The organism is Curtobacterium sp. ME-Dv--P-122a (assembly GCF_030209645.1).
GTDB lineage: Bacteria > Actinomycetota > Actinomycetes > Actinomycetales > Microbacteriaceae > Curtobacterium > Curtobacterium flaccumfaciens.
Window position 1 is genome coordinate 56,005 of the sequence record NZ_JARVRO010000008.1, and the last position, 17,845, is coordinate 73,849.

Below are 17,845 nucleotides of genomic sequence, written 5' to 3' on the forward strand. Positions count from 1 at the left end.
GATGACGGATCCCAAGGACAACGCGCCCAACGAGGACGAACCCCAGGTCGAGGGCGACGCCACGAACGCGGCGGAGCCCGAGGACCTCATCGAGGCGGAGGGGCCCGACGTCGAAGTACCGACGGACGGCCCCGCCGCCGGGGGGCCGGCGGCCGATGCCGCGAACGACCTTTCCCCGGAGGACGAAGCGCTGCTCGCCGACGCTGCCCGCGGCATCGCCGAGGACAAGCTCAGCACCGAGGACCGCGACCTCGTCGCCGAGATGCGTGCGGACATGCTCCGTGCGCAGGCCGAGCTGGTGAACTTCCGGAAGCGCGTCGAGCGTGACCGTGAGGCCAACCGCGAGGTCGCCATCGCCGAAGTGGTGCGGGCCCTGCTGCCGGCGCTCGACGACCTCACCCGGGCTGAGGCCCACGGTGACCTCTCCGAGGGCCCGATGCAGGTCATCGGCCAGAAGATCCGCGGGGGCTTCGAGAAGTTCAAGCTCGTGCAGATCGGCGAGAAGGGCGAGGCGTTCGACCCGAACATCCACGAGGCGATCGTCCAGCTCCCCACCCCGGGTGCCACCGGACAGACCGTCGCGGACGTCGTCGAGCCGGGCTACAAGCTCGGCGAGCGCGTCCTCCGCGCGGCCAAGGTCGCGGTGGCGGTCCCGGCCTGAGCCGGGTCCCCACGGTGACGACAGAAGAAGGCAGGTGATCCATGGCCAGTCAGGATTGGTTCGACAAGGACTTCTACAAGGTCCTCGGCGTGTCCAAGGACGCCTCCGACGCCGAGCTGAAGAAGACGTACCGGAAGCTCGCGCGGCAGTTCCACCCGGACTCCAACCCGGGTGACGCTGCTGCCGAGAACCGCTTCAAGGAGATCAGCGAGGCGTACTCGGTGCTCTCCGACAAGGAGCAGCGCCAGGAGTACGACCAGGTCCGCGCCATGGGCTCCGGCGCTCGCTTCACGGCGGGCGGCGGGGGCCAGGGCGGGTTCGAGGACGTCTTCGGCGGGATGTTCGGGCAGCAGGGTGGTGGCGGACAGCGCGTCCGCTTCGGCCAGGGTGGCCCGGGCGGTGCCGGCGGTTTCGAGGACATCCTCGGCGGGATGTTCGGCGGGGGCGGTGGCTTCGGCCAGACCTCCGGCGGCTACCGCGGCTTCGGCGGGCCGACGAAGGGCCGCGACGTCACGGCATCGACGACCCTCGACTTCACCACGGCGATCGCCGGTGACACCGTCAAGCTGTCGCAGGGCAACGGGCGCCCGGTGAACGTCCGCATCCCCGCTGGCGTCGCCGACGGTCAGAAGATCCGTCTGCGCGGCCGCGGCGAGCCCTCGCCCGACGGCGGAGAGGCCGGTGACCTCGTGGTCGCCGTGTCGGTGCGGAAGCACCCGGTGTTCGAGCGCGACGGGCTCAACCTGCGCGTGGACGTCCCCGTGACGTTCACCGAGGCAGCGCTCGGCGCGACGATCGAGGTCCCGACGCTCGGCGGTTCGCCCGTGAAGCTCAAGGTCGCCCCCGGCACGCCGTCGGGTCGCGTCCTGCGCGTCAAGGGCCGCGGCGTCACGACGAAGAACGGCACGGGCGACCTGCTCGCGACCGTCCAGGTCGCGGTGCCGTCGCACCTGTCGGACAAGCAGCGCGAGGCCGTCGAGGCACTCGCGGCTGCGCTGCCCGACGAGAACCCCCGCGAGGACCTCCTCGCCAAGGCGCGCGACTAGCGTCGCGCACGCAATGCAGTAGACCCGGCCTGGAGGAACGGCGCGGCTTCCTGACGGACGCTCGCTGAGCCTCCAGGCTGGTTTTCACCCCACGCGGACGACGGAAAGGAACGCGCCATGACCGACATGGACGAGAACTCGCCCGTCTTCGCGATCGCGGTCGCTGCGGAGCTCGCCGAGATGCACCCGCAGACGCTGCGGCAGTACGACCGGCTCGGCCTGGTCGTGCCGGGTCGCACCCGAGGTGGGTCGCGGCGGTACTCGATGCGTGATGTCGTGCAGTTGCGCGAGATCGCGCGCCTCGGCTCCGAGGGGGTGTCGCTGGAGGGCATCCGGCGGGTGCTCGACCTGGAGAACGAGAACAAGGCGCTGCGCGACCGGGTGCGCGAACTCGAGTCGGCGTTGGCCGACCAGCTCATCAACCGGCCCGGTGCGCGGGTCTTCGCCGCCACCGCGAGTGGTGCGGCGATCTCGCTCAAGGCGGGGTCGCGGCCGCAGCGGAACACACAGATCGTGCTGTACCGCGGGCCTCGCTGACGCGCCGACGAATCGATGCCCCCGGACCAAGTGGTCCGGGGGCATCGTCGTTGCAACCCGGCGTCACCGGGTGTTCGCGAACACTTCCGCCAGCGTCGTCTCGTAGGTCGTCCCCGAGATCGACACCTCGAACTTGAACTGGAACTTCGTGGCGCCGCTGGAGACGACACGCTCGAAGCTCCAGTTGCCCTCGGGGTCGACCGTGACGGTGCCGGGCACGATCTGTGTGCCCGATGCGTTGAGCACGACCATCGTCGCCCCGGCAGGTCCGGTGCCCTCGAACGTGTTCAGGACGCCGGGGTCGACGGCGCGCGTGGTGATCTCGACCGGCGCGAAGCCCTCGTTGGCAGCGATCGTGAAGAGCTCGGACGGCTCCGGTCCCTGTTCGCCCTTCGTCTGTTCGATGACGAACCGCAAGCTCTCGGCGCCGTTCGACACCACCCGGTCGAAGGACCAGTTGCCCTCGTCGTCGACCTGGCGCGTGCCGGGTACGAGCTCCGCGCCCGAGACGTTCAGGACGCGGTAGCTCGCGCCGGGTTCGCCGGTCCCGGAGATCCGGTTCGACACCCCGGGGGTGACGGTCGCCGGCCCCGAGAGTCGGACCTCGGTCAGACGGCCGGTCTCGCCGGGGTTGACCGTGACCTGCGCAGTGGTGGTGTTGTCACCCTTCGAGCCCTGGACCACGCGGAGGACGTGCTCGGCTCGGTCCAGCGAGTCCGTGTCGACGAACCAGCGGCCGCTGGGCAGGACCCCCTCGGTGCTGCGACCGACCGTGCGCTCGCCGTCGGCGGTCACCTCGACCACCTCGATGGTGGACCCCGGTTCGCCACTACCCGACATCGAGACCGAACCGCCGGCGTGGGCGGCGCCCTCGGCCGGCGTCGCGATGCTCACGGCGGCGCCGTAGTCGACGTCGCGGGTCACCTCGTTCGCGGTGTCGCGGACGCCGTCGACGAACTGTGCGGCAGTGATCCGGAGGACACCACCGGCATCGGGTGCGGGGATCGTCGTCTCCCACGCTCCGTCCGGACCTGCCGTGACCGTGTCGCCGAGCTGGTTCCCCGCGGCGTCGTAGAGGCGGACCGCGGACTCGGGCTGCGCGCTCCCGCTGGCCGTCACCGGATCGGACAGGGTGTCGGCGAAGGTCGTCTCGAACGTGAGCGGTGCCACCGTCAGCGTGATCTCGAGCTCGGCGACTCCGGTGCGTTCGGTGCCCTCGTACTGCTCGAGCTCGAGGGTGCTGGTGCCGAGGGGGAGGTTCGTGACGCGGGCCGTCCAGCGACCGTCGGGCCCGACGACCTGCGGGTTCCGACCGTCGATGAGGACCGTCGCGTCGGGTGTCCCCGTGCCGGAGACCTGGGCGCTCCGCGTCGTGACGTCGGTGGAGTCGACCCGTGCGGTGAACGAGGGCGTGAAGTCCTCGGTGTTCGGCAGCCGGTCGGCGACGTTCTGGGACTGCAGGCGCATCACCCGGTCGGTGTTGAACAGGCCGAGGAACCCGCGGTTGTAGGTCGACTGCAGGCCGGTGCCGATCGGGTTGTTCGAGCCGGTGTTCGCCGCGGTGCGGAACTGCTGCTTGGCGTCACCGTCGACGCACGTCTCGAGGGTGACGGGCGAGTAGCTCGTGATCGAGGCCGTGGCGGCCGTGAGGCACAGGTCGGGGTCCGACATCGGTCGCACGGTGGTGACCGCTCCGGGCTGCGGGATGGACCACCGCACGGCGGCCGCGCGGGCGGCCGCCAGTGTGCTGGCTCGGTTCGCCGGGATCTCCGCCCCGGCCGCGGCCGCCGAGGGTGCGCTGTACCGCGGGGTGGACGGGTCGCCGGCGAACGCCGAGGTCTCGGTGACGAGCGGGCCGACCAGGGTCAGCTCCGACTCGTCGAGCTCGGCCGCGGCGGCCGGGGACAGCCCGGCGGTCGCAGCGATCGTCAGGACCGTCAGGCCGGTTGCCGTGCGCGCGGTGGTCCTGCGGGAGTGTCTCGTCATCGATGGGTCTCTCTCGTCTCTGAGGGCGGACGGTCGGTACCGTCCGTGTCCGGTCGGGCCGGACGGAACGCAACATATCAGCACCCTCGAAGCCATCGACCATGCGGCAATGCGAGATACAGAATGACCCTCGTATGGTGGAATACCAGGACGTGGACGGTGCGACCGCGGCGCCGTACGGTTGCGCCGACACAGCGGGGCGATCGGCACGACGAGGGGGCAGGGATGGACGACCGAGGGCGACCGGAGGAACGTGTTCGACGTCGCGTGCTGATCGCTGCGGTGCTCGGCGGAGTCGGGCTGGCGGCGACCGTGGTCCTCGGGCGACGCCCGGGCTCGACCGAGGCGGCCGACGACCCGGACGGCGACCCGCTGCAGGCGGCACTGGACGCGGTGCCCTCCGGAGGGGAGTACGTGATCGACCGAGGCTGGGCGCGCTCGCGGAGTCTCGTCGTCCGGCGTCCGCTTCGACTGCGGTTCACCGGCGGCGGTGCCCTCCGCATGACGACTGCGTCGACCGCCCTCCTGGTGCAGGCGTCCGACGTCGAGGTCGTGGATGCCGTGATCACGGGAGCCGGTGCCGACAGTGGGGGCCTCGGTCACGGGATCGCGGTCATGGGACTCCGCGGCGGTCCGCTGCACGGGATCACCGTGCGACGCGGTCACTTCCGGGACATCCCGCACGACGGAGTGCACCTGGAGTACTGCGACCGATTCGAGATCACCGGGACGACGATGGAGCGCCTCGGCTACGCGGGCATCATCGGGGTCGGGGTCGTCGACGGGGCCATCGATGGCAACACGGTGCGGGACGTCCGGCAGCCCGCGCATCGGGTCAACTCGTACGGCATCTCCCTGACCCGCGACGCCCGGTACACCCCCTCGGAGGCCCGCCGGTCGGCTCGGGTCCGGGTGACGGGCAACCGGATCGACGGCGTCCCCGCGTGGGAAGGCATCGACACGCACGCCGGCGAGGACATCGAGATCCGCGGCAACGTCGTGACGGGCTGCCGGGTGGGCATCGCAGCCGTGCCGTCGAAGGACCCCGCCGATCGGGGGCAGACCAGCGTCGCGCCGATCGGACTGGTCATCGCGGACAACACCGTGACCAGGCCACCCGGGCTCGCGCCGGGGTCCGCCATCATCGTGAGCGGGGCCGGAACGACCGTCGGGTCCACCCGGCCGCGCGCGACCGGGGTGGTCTCGGGCAACGTCGTGACGGGCGGTGGCGGATCTTCCGGCGAGGCCGGCATCCTGCTCAAGCTGACACGGGGAATGGTGGTCGCCCGCAACCGGATCGAGGCGAGCGTCGAGAACGCCGTCTGCCTCGCGCACTCGAACGAGGCCGTCACCGTCCGCGCGAACCGCATCGTGGGTGTCGGTGGCGCCGGGATCGGGGTCAACGTCCGCGCCGGAGCGAACCACGGCGTGATCGCGCGGAACCACTTCGAGTCCGCACCGCACGCGCTGGCCGTGGCGGTCCGGTTCGGGGATGCGGACAACCGGTTCGCCGTCCGGCGCAACACATGGGGGACGGCGCGGGTCCGGATCGCCCACGGCGGAGCGACGGTGACGACCGGTTGACCTCATCCTCCCGACGCCACAGCACCCCCGGGCGCCGCGTGGGCCCGGGGGCGCTGTGGTTCACCGCTGGAGCGGCGATCAGCTCGCGGCGAGGGAGAAGGTGCCGGACTTCTTCGCGGTGCCGTTGACGGTCTGCTCGATGACGATGTCGAGCTTGGTGGCGCCCTTGGAGACGACGCGGTCGAACGACCAGGAGCCGTCGGTGGCGACCTGGTGGGTGCCGGGGACGATCTGGGTGCCGCTCGGGTTGAGGACGCGGACGGTCGCGCCAGGGGTCGCGGTGCCGGTGATGTGGTTCGACACGCCGGCCGTGACGGTCTTGGTCGTCACGGTGACGTTCCGCTCCGTGGACGCGGCGAGGGAGAAGGTGCCGGACTTCTTCGCGGTGCCGTTGACGGTCTGCTCGATGACGATGTCGAGCTTGGTGGCGCCCTTGGAGACGACGCGGTCGAACGACCAGGAGCCGTCTGTGGCGACCTGGTGGGTGCCGGGGACGATCTGGGTGCCGCTCGGGTTGAGGACCCGGAAGGTCGCGCCGGGGGTGGCGGTGCCGGCGACGTGGTTCGAGATGCCCGCGGTCACGGCCTTCGTGGTGACCGTGACCGGCTCGACGGTCTGCGCCTCGGCGTCGAACGCGATGTTCCGCATCACCGACGTCCGGCCGTCGACGGTCTTCTGCGTGAAGGTGAGCTCGTACCCGGCCGCGCTGGTCAGGTCGGCCGAGGCCTTCCAGGTCCCGACGCCGGAGCGCGTACCGGTCACCGGTGCCGTGAAGAGCTCACGGCCGCGCTGGTCGGTCGCAGTGATCGTCGCGCCGGCCTCGGCGGTGCCGGTGAACGCGCGTGCGCCCGGCGTGTAGGTGTTCTCGTCCGCGAGGCCGTCGACCTGCAGGAGGCGGGGGAGCGCCACCCGCTCGGACGTCCCGCTGAAGTCGCGGCCGTCGAAGACCAGGTTGACCATGTCGAGCTGCTTGCCGGTCGCGGCAGCGGCGATCGTGTAGCTCCACACTGCATCGGCGCTGGTGGCGTGCCCGACGACCCGGTCGCCGTCGAGGATCCAGAGCCCAGGAGCGTCATCGTGCTCCCCGACCACCTGGACGCGCCCGTCCGGGTGGACGAACACGGACCGGAGGGACGGTGCGGCAGCGGTGGGGTCGATCGGCAGCTGCTCGAGTGCGACGGGCACACGGGGCGACGGGGTGCCGTCGGCAGTGCGTCCGACGACGTAGACCGTGGAGCCGACGCGGTCCTGCGGGAGCCGAGCAGCGTAGCCGGTCTCGCCGAGGCGGGCGTCGGCGATGGTGGAGCCGGCTTCGTCCTGCACGACGACCGAGTCCACGTCCTCAGCGACGGAACCCGCCACGACGAACGACCCGTCGAGGACGCGCCCCTTCTGCACGACCGTCGGCGCTTGCGGCGCGTCCGACGCCGCCGGCGAGAACCGCACGTCGCGGAGCTCGTTCTTCCGGCCGTCGGTCGTCGTCTGCGTGAGGGTGATCACGTGGTCGGAGTCGGTGAGGTCGGCATCGGCGTTCCAGGTGCCGGTCCCGTTGCGTGCCCCGCTGACCTCGGTCGTGAACAGGGTGGCGCCCGAGGTGGTGTCCTTCGCGACGATCGTGGCACCGGCGGTCGCACTGCCGGCGAAGTGGGTGGTGCCGGGCGTGAACGTGTTCTGCTGCTGCAGTCCGTCGATCTTGATGGTGCGGGGGATCGGGGTGCGCTCGCCGCGGGTCTGGGTGCCGTCGGCGGCGGTGTGGACGCGGATCGCTTCGAGCGGTTCGTCCTTGTGGCGGTCCTGCACGACGAGGAAGAAGATGCCGGTGGTGCTCCGGTCGTACACCTGGTTGCCGCTGACGAGCCAGACGTCGTCGCCACCACCGGCTCGTCCGCCGACGATGCGGGATGACCACGGGGTGCTCCAGTCGATGGAGAAGCGCAGTGCCTCCAGCGAGGGATCGACGGGGATGGAATCGAAGTCCGGAAGAGTCTCCTGCACGGTGGAGTCCGACGACGAGGCGGCTGCGGGAGTGGCGGTGGCAGCGGTGGCGGCCGCGGGCGTCAGCAAGCCGAAGCCGAGGGAAGCGGTGAGGACGCCGCAGACGACCGCGGCGCTCCGGAACGAGGTGGATGCCATGAGGGCTCCTTCTGGTGGGGGACCTCCAGGGTACTGACATGTGAAATACACAGCCTGTTCACATCGTGAGTGCGATGACGACGTGCTCCGGCGCCGATCGCCGCCGGGTACGCTGACGCGGTGCCAGACTTCGCCGACCTCTTCCGCCGACGCGACGACGACGCGCCCGACCTCATCGCGATCGACGGCACCGACCGCTTCCTGCTCGACGAAGCACCGCACGTGCACGGCGACGCACTCCGACAGCCGGGCGAGGTCGCGGTCGTCGACGACCGGTACGGGGTGCTGACGCTCGGCCTCATCACGCAGTACGGGGCGAGCGACATCCGCGTCGTGCAGGACTCCCTGGTGGGGGAGCGGGCGCTCGAGGCCAACGCCGGCACGTTCGGGCTGCGCGGCTTCCACCACCCCGACTCACTCGAGGACGCCTTCCGCGACGTGCGGCTCGTGGTGCTGCGGCTCTCGAAGTCGCACGATCGCCTCGACGAGATCGCCCGCGCGGTCGCCCGGTTCGCGGCGCCCGACGTCGTGCTGCTCTGCGGCGGCAACGTGAAGTACATGCACGTGACGCAGAACGACGTGCTCCGGCGCTCGTTCGGCGAGGTCACGGCATCACGAGGCCGTGGCAAGTCGCGACTGCTCATCGCGCAGGACCCGCTCCGCGCACAGGCGAACCGCGCCGCGACGACGAACCCCTGGCCGCGGTCGGTGCACGTCGACGACCTCGGCATGACCCTGGTCGCCCACGGTGGCGTGTTCGCCGGGACGTCGCTCGACCAGGGCACGCGGGTGCTGCTCGACGCGATGGACCAGGCGGTCCCGACCGCGCGCACGATCGTGGACCTGGGGAGCGGCAACGGCGTCATCGCGGCTGCGGTCGCTCGTCGGCGACCGTCGGTGCGGGTGATCGCCACCGACGTGTCCCGGATCGCGGTGGAGTCGACGCGCGCGACCGCGGAGGCCAACGGTGTGGCCGACCGGGTGACGGTGCTGCGCACCGACGCGGGCGACGAGCTCGCGGAGGGGTCCGCGCAGCTCGTGCTCTGCAACCCGCCGTTCCACGCGGACACCACGGTGACCACGGACACCGCCGAGGCGATGTTCCGGAACGCGGCCACGATCCTCCAGGCCGGCGGTGAACTGTGGTGTGTCTGGAACACGCACCTGCGCTACCGGCCGGTGCTCTCGCGCCTGGTCGGTCCGACCCGGGAGGTCGTCCGGACCCCCAAGTTCACGGTCACGGCCTCGGTCGCGACCAACCGCTGACGGGCGGCGCGACCGACAGCCGACGGCCGGCGCGACCGACCACTGACCGGCCACGGACGGCGAGAGCCGCCCGGGCTGACCCGGACGGCTCTCGCGACGTGGTGCGGTGGGGGACCGATCAGGCCGGCACGTAGTCGAACGTGTCGGGGTCCGGACCCGTGCGGTGGCCCTTGTCGAGGCCGGTGATGTCCGTCATGTCCTCGTCCGAGAGCTCGAAGTCGAAGATCGCGAAGTTCTCCTCGACGCGGGCACGGGTGACCGACTTCGGGAACACGATGTCGCCGCGCTGGATGTGCCAGCGGAGGACGACCTGCGCCGGGGACTTGCCGACCGATGCGGCGATGCGGGTGATGGTCTCGTCGTCGAGGACGAGACCCTGCGCGATCGGGGACCACGCCTCGGTCGCGATGCCGTGCTCACGGTTGTAGGCGCGGAGCTCGTCCTGCGCCAGGTACGGGTGCACCTCGATCTGGTTCACCGCCGGGGTGATGGTCGTCTCGGCGGCGAGGCGGTTGAGGTGGTTGGTCTGGAAGTTCGAGACACCGATCGACCGCGCGGTACCGGCGGCGTAGAGCTCCTCGAAGGCCTTCCACGTCGGGACGAAGTCCGAGACGGTGGGCAGCGGCCAGTGGATGAGGAACAGGTCGGTGTAGCCGCCGAGCAGATCGGCCGACTTCTTGCCGTTCTCCAGCGCCGCCTCGGGGGCGTGGAGGCCGTTGTTGAGCTTGGAGGTGACGAAGATCTCGGAACGGTCGATGCCGGACTCTGCGATCGCCTCACCGACCTCCTTCTCGTTGCCGTACATCTCGGCGGTGTCGATGTGGCGGTAACCGACCTCGAGCGCGGCCAGTGTGGCGGCCTTCGTCTCGGAGGGGTCGATCTGGAAGACACCGAAGCCGAGCTGCGGGATGGTCTTGCCGTCGTTCAGGGTGATGTTCGGAACGGTCATGGACCCATGCAACCAAACGTCCCTCAGCGCGCATTCCGCCGACACCCAGGAACGGCGGCCCCGGGCGTGCCGCTCAGGCTGCGCAGCTCACGCGAGCGCAGCCGTGATGTACGCCTGGAGTGCCTGTCCGTACGCGACCGCCGGCACCTCGGACGCGAAGCTGCGGTCGGCCCCGCCGATCGTCGCCGTCACGGTGAAGACCACGCGACCGCCGACCTGCACCCGGGTGAGTCCGATGAACGACGGCCCGAGCAGGTCGCGCAGCTGGTCCTCGCGGGGCAGCCAGAGCGACTCGGTGGCGGTGACCGAGTCGAGCGCCCACTCGGTGGTGCCGTTGAAGCCGAGGATCGTGCCGGTGGGGGAATCGTGCCGTTCGACGGTCATCTCGGACACCGTGTAGACGTCGTCGTCGATGCCCGGCTTGTCGATCACGAACCGGTCCCCGGTCTCGGGGTGCCAGCGGAGGCCGGCGTCACGGAGGGACCTGGCGAGTTCGACGGTGATCACGTTCCCACCTTGCCCGCGGGACCCGCCCCCTGTCACCACCTAGGTTGCCGAAAGCATCCCGTACTAGCATCGCCGAGCACCCCTCGCGCGAGCGCAACCCGTTCGTGCGCGCGACGTGACGACGCCCGGGCAACCGGTGCCGAGCCTCCAGGCCGTGGGAACCGGCCGTGGGTCGGACCGCCGGTCGGCGTCCCCGACCGAGGCTGACGGACACCCTGCCGCCGAAGAGAAGGACCCGCATGACCCTCGAACGCGAGGAACTCCGCGACGACTGGACAGTGACCCTGGCCGGGGGAACCGGCGCGCCGGACGGCGTCGCGGGCCGCACCATCCCGGCGACGGTGCCGGGCCAGGTGCACACCGACCTGGAACGGGAGGGCCTGCTGCCGGACCCGACGTTCCACCTGAACGAGCAGCCCGCCAAGTGGGTCGGTCGCGCCGACTGGGCCTACCGCCGCACGGTCGACGTCGACCCGCGGGGCCACGAGCGCGTCGACCTGGTCTGCGACGGCCTGGACACGGTCGCGGAGCTCAGCCTGGACGGCGTCGTCGTGGGCACGACCCGCAACATGCACCGCCGGTACCGGTTCGACGCCCGCGTGCAGACGGGATCCGGCGGCACCACGAAGGACCTCGAGATCCTGTTCGAGTCGCCCTACCGCGAGGCCGGTCGGGTCGCTGCGAAGGCCGGCAGCATGCCCGGTCCGTACGACGAGCCGTTCCCGTACGTGCGCAAGATGGCGTCGAACTTCGGCTGGGACTGGGGCCTGACGGCGGTCACGAGCGGCCCCTGGCGGCCGGTCGCGATCGAGCGGTGGTCGACCGCGCGCCTGCGCGAGGTCCGTCCGCTCGTCGACGTCGAAGCCGGCGAGGGGGTGCTCGACGCGCACATCACCGTCGAGCGCTCGGGCATGAACGACCTGGACCAGGACGGTGAGGACGACGACCTCGTGCTCGTCGTCACCGTCAGCGGCGAGACCGAGGACGGCGGCACCACGCGCCAGCGGTCCCGCGCGCAGCTGACCCCGAAGGATGACGAGACCGTCGTGACCGTGCGCGTCCCCGAGGCGCGGCGCTGGTGGCCGCGCGGCTACGGCGCGCAGCCGCAGTACGACGTCGTGGTCGAGCTGCAGACGGTCGACGGCGAGGTGCTCGACCGCGACACGTTCCGCACCGGGTTCCGGTCGACCCGCATCGAGACCCAGGTCGACGGCATCGGCCGCCCCTTCGCCGTGCACGTCAACGGCACGCTCATCGACGTCCGGGGCGTCAACTGGATCCCCGACGACGTCATCGTCTCGCGCGTCGACCGCGCCCGACTCGAGTCCCGGCTGGGTGCCGCGGCCTCGCTCGGCACGAACCTCGTGCGCATCTGGGGCGGCGGCGTGTACGAATCGCGCGACTTCTACGAGGTCTGCGACGAACTCGGGCTGCTCGTCTGGCAGGACTTCCCGTTCGCGTGCTCGGCCTACCCGGAGGTCGAGCCGATCCGCAGCGAGGTCATCGCCGAGGCGCGGGACAACGTCGCCCGGCTGGCCCGCCACCCCTCGCTGGTGGTCTGGAACGGCAACAACGAGAACATCTGGCTGCACGACGCCGACGGCTGGGGCGAGGAGCTGGGCGATCGGGGTTGGGGACTCGACTACTACCTCGACCTGCTGCCGACCATCGTCGACGCGGTCGACCCGTCGCGCTTCTACACGGTCGCGTCGCCGTGGTCCGGCTCCGAGTCGCTGCCCGCGAACGAGGTCGACCACGAGACGCACCACTCGTGGGACGTCTGGAACCGGCTGCCCGACACCGCCTACCGCGAGTCGGTGCCGCGGTTCGTGTCGGAGTTCGGCTGGCAGGCGCCGCCCGCCTGGCGCACGCTGCGTGACGCGGTCACGGACGCGCCGCTCCGGGTCGACTCGCCCGGTGTGGTCCACCACCAGAAGGCGGCGGACGGGATGGCCAAGCTGGCCCGCGGGCTGGAGCCGCGCTTCGGCGCGGTCGACCCGGCCGCGTTCGACGCGTGGCACTACCTGACGCAGCTCCAGCAGGCGCGGGCGATCGCGACCGGCATCGAGCACTGGCGCACCCACTGGCCGCGCAACACCGGTGTCGTGGTGTGGCAGCTGAACGACCTGTGGCCGGTGTCGTCGTGGTCGGCGATCGACTCGGCGGGGCGGCTGAAGCCGCTGGCGCACGAGCTGCGCCGGCTCTACGACGACGTGCTGCTGACGATCCGTCCGGTGTCGTCGGTGGCGGTGACGCCGGGTGCGGCCAGTACCGCTGGTGCGGCCGGTACCGCTGGTGCGTCGGGTGCGGTCGCCGCGTCGGGCGCGGAGCGGACTGGAGGCCCGGATCACCCGGGTGCGTCGCCTGCGGTCGGCGAGACGGCTGACCTGGGCGAGCTCGCGGACACGCTCTCGCTGGGCGTCTCGCCCGGTGCGTTCGGGTCCTCGCCCGTCGAGGTGGCCGTCCGGTCGACCCGCACCGGGCACGACAGCGTGGTGCGGGTGCGCCGGATCACCACGGCCGGCACGATCCTGGCCGAAGCGTCGCTGCCGGTCCGGCTGTCGTCCGCCGGCGTCGCGGTCGTCGCCCTGCCCGAGTCGGTCGGTGTCGTCGACGACCCGGCCAACGAGCTCGTCATCGCGGACATGGACTGGCGCCGCGCGGTCTGGACTCCCGGTCCCGACGCCGAGATGCGGTGGGAGCCCGCGCGCTACCGGACCTCGTTCGCGGTGGTCGACGGTGGTCTGGACCTGACCGTCGAGGCCGACTCGCTCGTCCGCGACCTGCTGGTGCAGCCCGACCGGGTCGCGGCCGGTGGAACGGTCGACCGCGGGTTCATGACGCTGCTGCCCGGCGAGCGGGTGGTGTTCCGGCTCGGCGGTGTGACCGAGGCCGACATCCCGGCGCTCCGTGAGGCGCCGGTGCTGTGGAGCGTCGACGGCGTCCTGCGGTGACCGGAGCGCTTCCCTGGGCGAACGGTGTCCGTTCCGGGGACCGGCCTGGGCATCCGGGGGCGGGGGAGTTACCATGGGGGGACACGGACTTCCGCCGCGGTGATCGACGACGATCAGCGGACGGCGACCAGTTCCAGATCAAGGAGTCATGATGATTGGTAACCTGACCGGCCTTCACCTGCTGATCATCCTCGGGATCGTCATCCTGCTGTTCGGCGCGACCAAGCTCCCGGCGCTCGCCAAGGGCCTCGGCCAGTCGATCAACATCTTCAAGAAGGAGATGTCCGACGACGAGAAGAAGGCCCAGGCCAACGGCACGGCTCCGGACGGCACGGTGCAGAACAACACCGTCCAGAACGTCCCCGCCGAGCCCGCCGCCGGTCCGGTCCTGAACCCGGGGCCGACCGCGCAGCCGAACACCGACTCCCGGCGTTAGGACACCCAGCCCCGTCCTGTCGGCAGCCCCCGCGACCACTTCGGTCGCGGGGGCTTCGTCGTGCGGGATCGACCGCGGGGTACCCGGTGCCGCAGGATGAGCACATGACCGCTCCCGTTCCCGTTCCGGCCCCCGTGCCGCACGGTGTCGCGCCGCTCCGGGACGACCGGCGGATCGTGCTGGTGGTGGCGATCCTGGCGTCGTTCGTCGTCGGGCTCGACTCGAGCGTCGTGAACGTCGCACTCCCCGCGATCCGGCAGGAGCTCGGCGGCGGACTCGTCGTGCAGCAGTGGGTCGTCGACGCGTACCTGGTCACCCTCGGCTCGCTCATCCTGGTCGCCGGCAGCCTGTCCGACCTGTTCGGCCGCGTCCGGATCATCACGTGGGGGCTCGTGGTCTTCGGCATCGCGTCCGTGGTGTGCGCGATCGCCCCGACCGGCGAGGTGCTCATCGTCGCCCGGGCACTGCAGGGCGTCGGCGGGGCGCTCGTCATGCCGAGCGCGCTCGCCCTCATCGTCGCGGCGTTCCGCGGAGCGGCGCAGGCGAAGGCCATCGGCACGTGGACGGCGTGGTCGAGCGCGGCCACGATCCTCGGCCCCGTGGTCGGCGGGCTCGTGGTGGACGGCATCGGGTGGCGGTGGGTCTTCGTGCTCACCGCGGTGCCGATCGCCGTGACGATCCCGATGGTCCTGCGCATCACCGGTGACGTGCACCCCGCCGTCCGCCCGCGCATCGACGTCATCGGGGCCGTGCTCGCCGTGGTGGGTGTCGGTGGTGTCGTGCTCGGCCTCATCGAACAGGAGCGGTTGGGGTGGGGTGCGCCCGTGGTGGTCGGCGCGCTCGTGCTCGGTGCCGCCGCACTCGTGGCGTTCGTGCCGTGGGAACTGCGGGTGACGCGGACGACGGGGTCGCCGCTCGTGCCGCTCGAGCTGTTCCGGGCGCGGAACTTCACGGTCGGCAACCTCGCGACGCTGTCCATCTACGGGGCGCTCGGCATGGTGTTCTTCGTCGTCACCCTGTTCCTGCAGGAGGTCTGGCGGTTCCCGGCCTGGCTCGCCGGCCTCGCGACGCTGCCGCCGACGATCATGCTGCTCGCGCTGTCCACCGCCGTCGGGTCCTTCGCCGGTCGATACGGCCCGCGGTGGTTCATGGCCGCCGGGCCGGCGGTCGGCGCGGCCGGGGCACTCCTGCTGCTGCTCGCCGGCGACGACCCGAACGGCTACTGGTGGTCGGTGTTCCCCGGACTGGTGCTGATCGGCGTGGGCATCGCGCTGATGGTCACACCCCTGACGAGCGCGGTGCTCGGATCAGTCCCGCAGTCCGAGGCCGGGTCCGGTTCGGCCGTGAACAACGCGGTCGCGCGGATCGCCGGGCTCGTCACGGTGGCACTGGCCGGCGTGGTGCTCGGCGGCGAGGTGAGCGTCGACGGGCTGCACCGGGCCATGGTGGTGATGGCGCTCCTGCTGCTGGCCGGCGCCGTCGTCTGCGCGGTCGGGATCCGGAATACCCCCGCGCGGACATAAGTTGAGTGGAGTAGACTCAACTCCAGGACCACCGCAACGAAAGGACGGAACGCATGGCGAACCTCCAGGGCGCTCCTGACTCGCAAGAACGACAGAAGACCGCCCTCGAGCAGTACGGCATCGACCTCACGGCGATCGCCCGCAGCGGCAAGCTCGACCCCGTGATCGGCCGCGACTCCGAGATCCGGCGCGTCTCCCAGGTGCTGACGCGCCGCACCAAGAACAACCCCGTGCTCATCGGCGAGCCCGGCGTCGGCAAGACCGCCGTCGTCGAGGGGCTCGCGCAGCGCATCGTCGCCGGGGACGTCGCCGACTCCCTCAAGGACAAGCGGCTCATCTCGCTCGACATCTCCGCCCTCATCGCCGGCGCCAAGTACCGCGGCGAGTTCGAGGAGCGGCTCAAGGCCGTGCTCAAGGAGATCAACGACTCCGACGGGCAGGTCATCACGTTCATCGACGAGCTGCACACCCTGATGGGTGCTGGGGGCGGCGAGGGCTCCGTCGCGGCGTCGAACATGCTCAAGCCGATGCTCGCCCGCGGGGAGCTCCGGCTCATCGGCGCGACGACCCTCGACGAGTACCGCGAGTACATCGAGAAGGACGCCGCGCTCGAACGACGCTTCCAGCAGGTCTACGTGGGTGAGCCCAGCGTCGAGGACGCCGTGGCGATCCTCCGCGGGCTCAAGGAGCGCTACGAGGCGCACCACAAGGTGACGATCAACGACTCCGCGCTGGTCGCGGCCGCGAGCCTGTCGAACCGGTACATCTCCGGCCGGCAGCTGCCCGACAAGGCCATCGACCTGATCGACGAGGCCGCGAGCCGGCTCCGGATGGAGATCGACTCCAGCCCGGTCGAGATCGACGAGCTGAAGCGGAACGTCGACCGTCTGCGTGTCGAGGAGTTCGCGCTCAAGCAGGAGAAGGACGACGCCTCCAAGGCCCGCCTCGAGACCCTGCGCAACGAGCTGCGCACGCGCGAGGAACGGCTTGCCGAGCTCGAGCAGCGCTGGCAGGCCGAGCGCGCGAGCCTCAACCGCATCGGTGAACTCAAGCAGCAGCTCGACGACCTGAACATGCGGTCGCAGCGCGCCCAGCGCGAGGCCGACTACGAACTCGTCTCCCGCCTGGAGTACGGCGAGAAGCCCCGCATCGAGGCCGAGCTCGCCGCCGCCGAACAGGCCGAGAGCGCCGACCGGATGGTGAACGACAGCGTCACCGACGAGGACATCGCCGCCGTGATCGCGCAGTGGACGGGCATCCCGCTCGGCCGGCTGCTGCAGGGCGAGACCGAGAAGCTCCTGCACCTCGAGAGCGAACTCGGCCGCCGGATCATCGGGCAGCGCACCGCCGTGACCACCGTGTCCGAGGCGGTCCGTCGCACCCGCGCCGGCATCTCCGACCCCGACCGCCCGACCGGTTCGTTCCTGTTCCTCGGACCGACGGGCGTCGGCAAGACCGAGCTGGCCAAGGCGCTCGCCGAGTTCCTGTTCGACGACGAGAAGGCCCTCGTCCGCATCGACATGAGCGAGTACGGCGAGAAGCACTCCGTGGCCCGCCTGATCGGTGCCCCGCCCGGGTACGTCGGGTACGAGGCCGGTGGACAGCTCACCGAGGCGGTCCGCCGCCGTCCGTACTCGGTGATCCTGCTCGACGAGATCGAGAAGGCGCACCCCGAGGTGTTCGACGTGCTGCTGCAGGTGCTCGACGACGGGCGACTGACCGACGGCCAGGGGCGCACGGTCGACTTCCGGAACACGATCCTCGTGCTCACGTCGAACCTGGGGTCGCAGTTCATGACCGACCTGTCCCTGAGCGACGCGCAGCGGGAAGAGGCGGTCCGTGAGCTCGTGCAGCAGGCGTTCCGGCCGGAGTTCATCAACCGTCTCGACGACATCGTGGTGTTCCAGGCCCTGACGGCCGACGACCTCGGGCAGATCGTGTCGCTCTACGTCGACCGGCTGGCCCGTCGGCTGACCGACCGCCGGCTCGAGCTCGCCGTCACCCCCGAGGCGCGCGGCTGGCTGGCCGAGCGCGGGTACGACCCGCTCTACGGTGCGCGGCCGCTCCGCCGCCTGATGCAGCGGCAGATCGACGACCGGTTGGCCCGCGCGATCCTGTCGGGTGACGTCCGTGACGGCGACACCGTCCGGGTGGACGTCGCGGCGGACGGCGACGGCCTGACGGTCGAGCCCTTCGAGCTGGCCGAGATCGTCGAGGAGTAGTCCACCAAGACGGACGGGAGGCCCGTCACCGGTTCCTGGGA

The 17,845-nt window shown here is 71.1% G+C and carries 13 protein-coding genes; 9 read left to right on the forward strand and 4 right to left on the reverse strand.

Annotated elements, in window-relative coordinates; genetic code table 11:
• The first annotated feature begins 1 nt into the window (after position 1).
• The 3 genes from QRN49_RS09470 (at position 2) to QRN49_RS09480 (ending at position 2,244) form a co-directional block, all read left to right on the forward strand.
• The gene (locus tag QRN49_RS09470) at positions 2-661 is read left to right on the forward strand and encodes a nucleotide exchange factor GrpE (protein WP_209080421.1); all 660 of its coding nucleotides are present in this window, start codon (positions 2-4) and stop codon (positions 659-661) included.
• Positions 662-702: 41 nt separating this feature from the next.
• Positions 703-1,707, forward strand: coding sequence for a DnaJ C-terminal domain-containing protein (locus QRN49_RS09475; protein ID WP_017886377.1), 1,005 nt, complete (start codon positions 703-705; stop codon positions 1,705-1,707).
• Between the two features lie 126 nt (positions 1,708-1,833).
• Positions 1,834-2,244 carry a heat shock protein transcriptional repressor HspR gene (locus QRN49_RS09480; RefSeq protein WP_027464889.1) on the forward strand — a complete coding sequence of 137 codons (411 nt, stop codon included), beginning with the start codon at positions 1,834-1,836 and terminating at the stop codon, positions 2,242-2,244.
• Between the two features lie 63 nt (positions 2,245-2,307).
• Here QRN49_RS09480 and QRN49_RS09485 read toward each other — a convergent pair whose 3' ends face one another.
• Complete coding sequence (locus QRN49_RS09485; protein WP_284755337.1) at positions 2,308-4,230, reverse strand: hypothetical protein; 1,923 nt, start codon at positions 4,228-4,230, stop codon at positions 2,308-2,310.
• A gap of 267 nt (positions 4,231-4,497) precedes the next feature.
• On the opposite strand from QRN49_RS09485, the gene QRN49_RS09490 reads away from it, so the two are divergent.
• Complete coding sequence (locus QRN49_RS09490; protein WP_284755338.1) at positions 4,498-5,814, forward strand: right-handed parallel beta-helix repeat-containing protein; 1,317 nt, start codon at positions 4,498-4,500, stop codon at positions 5,812-5,814.
• Positions 5,815-5,892: 78 nt separating this feature from the next.
• Here QRN49_RS09490 and QRN49_RS09495 read toward each other — a convergent pair whose 3' ends face one another.
• Positions 5,893-7,947 (reverse strand): hypothetical protein, encoded by a 2,055-nt coding sequence (locus QRN49_RS09495; protein ID WP_284755340.1) that lies wholly within the window; start codon positions 7,945-7,947, stop codon positions 5,893-5,895.
• A 120-nt stretch (positions 7,948-8,067) separates the two neighbouring features.
• Here QRN49_RS09495 and QRN49_RS09500 point away from each other — a divergent pair, with 120 nt between their 5' ends.
• Entirely contained in the window at positions 8,068-9,213 is a 1,146-nt protein-coding gene (locus tag QRN49_RS09500; RefSeq protein ID WP_071404391.1) for a class I SAM-dependent methyltransferase, read from the forward strand.
• Positions 9,214-9,331: 118 nt separating this feature from the next.
• On the opposite strand, the gene QRN49_RS09505 is transcribed toward QRN49_RS09500, so the two are convergent.
• The gene (locus tag QRN49_RS09505; protein ID WP_284755344.1) at positions 9,332-10,162 is read right to left on the reverse strand and encodes an aldo/keto reductase; all 831 of its coding nucleotides are present in this window, start codon (positions 10,160-10,162) and stop codon (positions 9,332-9,334) included.
• Positions 10,163-10,249: 87 nt separating this feature from the next.
• Positions 10,250-10,669, reverse strand: coding sequence for a pilus assembly protein CpaE (locus QRN49_RS09510; RefSeq protein ID WP_284755346.1), 420 nt, complete (start codon positions 10,667-10,669; stop codon positions 10,250-10,252).
• A gap of 239 nt (positions 10,670-10,908) precedes the next feature.
• Between QRN49_RS09510 and QRN49_RS09515 the strand changes: the two genes are divergently transcribed.
• The 4 genes from QRN49_RS09515 to QRN49_RS09530 all read left to right on the forward strand — a co-directional run bounded on the left by QRN49_RS09515 (position 10,909) and on the right by QRN49_RS09530 (position 17,804).
• Positions 10,909-13,623, forward strand: coding sequence for a glycoside hydrolase family 2 protein (locus QRN49_RS09515; protein ID WP_284755348.1), 2,715 nt, complete (start codon positions 10,909-10,911; stop codon positions 13,621-13,623).
• Between the two features lie 151 nt (positions 13,624-13,774).
• Positions 13,775-14,059, forward strand: coding sequence for a twin-arginine translocase TatA/TatE family subunit (gene tatA / locus QRN49_RS09520; protein WP_209049720.1), 285 nt, complete (start codon positions 13,775-13,777; stop codon positions 14,057-14,059).
• 104 nt (positions 14,060-14,163) lie between these two features.
• Positions 14,164-15,582 (forward strand): MFS transporter, encoded by a 1,419-nt coding sequence (locus QRN49_RS09525; RefSeq protein WP_284755351.1) that lies wholly within the window; start codon positions 14,164-14,166, stop codon positions 15,580-15,582.
• Between the two features lie 53 nt (positions 15,583-15,635).
• Positions 15,636-17,804 carry an ATP-dependent Clp protease ATP-binding subunit gene (locus QRN49_RS09530; protein WP_084740532.1) on the forward strand — a complete coding sequence of 723 codons (2,169 nt, stop codon included), beginning with the start codon at positions 15,636-15,638 and terminating at the stop codon, positions 17,802-17,804.
• The last annotated feature ends 41 nt before the right edge of the window (positions 17,805-17,845 follow it).

Coding starts and splice junctions, on each gene's coding strand:
- QRN49_RS09495 (WP_284755340.1), bottom strand. CDS start 7,947: ATGGCATCCACCTCGTTCCGGAGCGCCGCGGTCGTCTGCGGCGTCCTC.
- QRN49_RS09530 (WP_084740532.1), top strand. CDS start 15,636: ATGGCGAACCTCCAGGGCGCTCCTGACTCGCAAGAACGACAGAAGACC.
- QRN49_RS09470 (WP_209080421.1), top strand. CDS start 2: ATGACGGATCCCAAGGACAACGCGCCCAACGAGGACGAACCCCAGGTC.
- QRN49_RS09525 (WP_284755351.1), top strand. CDS start 14,164: ATGACCGCTCCCGTTCCCGTTCCGGCCCCCGTGCCGCACGGTGTCGCG.
- QRN49_RS09480 (WP_027464889.1), top strand. CDS start 1,834: ATGGACGAGAACTCGCCCGTCTTCGCGATCGCGGTCGCTGCGGAGCTC.
- QRN49_RS09475 (WP_017886377.1), top strand. CDS start 703: ATGGCCAGTCAGGATTGGTTCGACAAGGACTTCTACAAGGTCCTCGGC.
- QRN49_RS09485 (WP_284755337.1), bottom strand. CDS start 4,230: ATGACGAGACACTCCCGCAGGACCACCGCGCGCACGGCAACCGGCCTG.
- QRN49_RS09505 (WP_284755344.1), bottom strand. CDS start 10,162: ATGACCGTTCCGAACATCACCCTGAACGACGGCAAGACCATCCCGCAG.
- tatA (WP_209049720.1), top strand. CDS start 13,775: ATGATTGGTAACCTGACCGGCCTTCACCTGCTGATCATCCTCGGGATC.
- QRN49_RS09515 (WP_284755348.1), top strand. CDS start 10,909: ATGACCCTCGAACGCGAGGAACTCCGCGACGACTGGACAGTGACCCTG.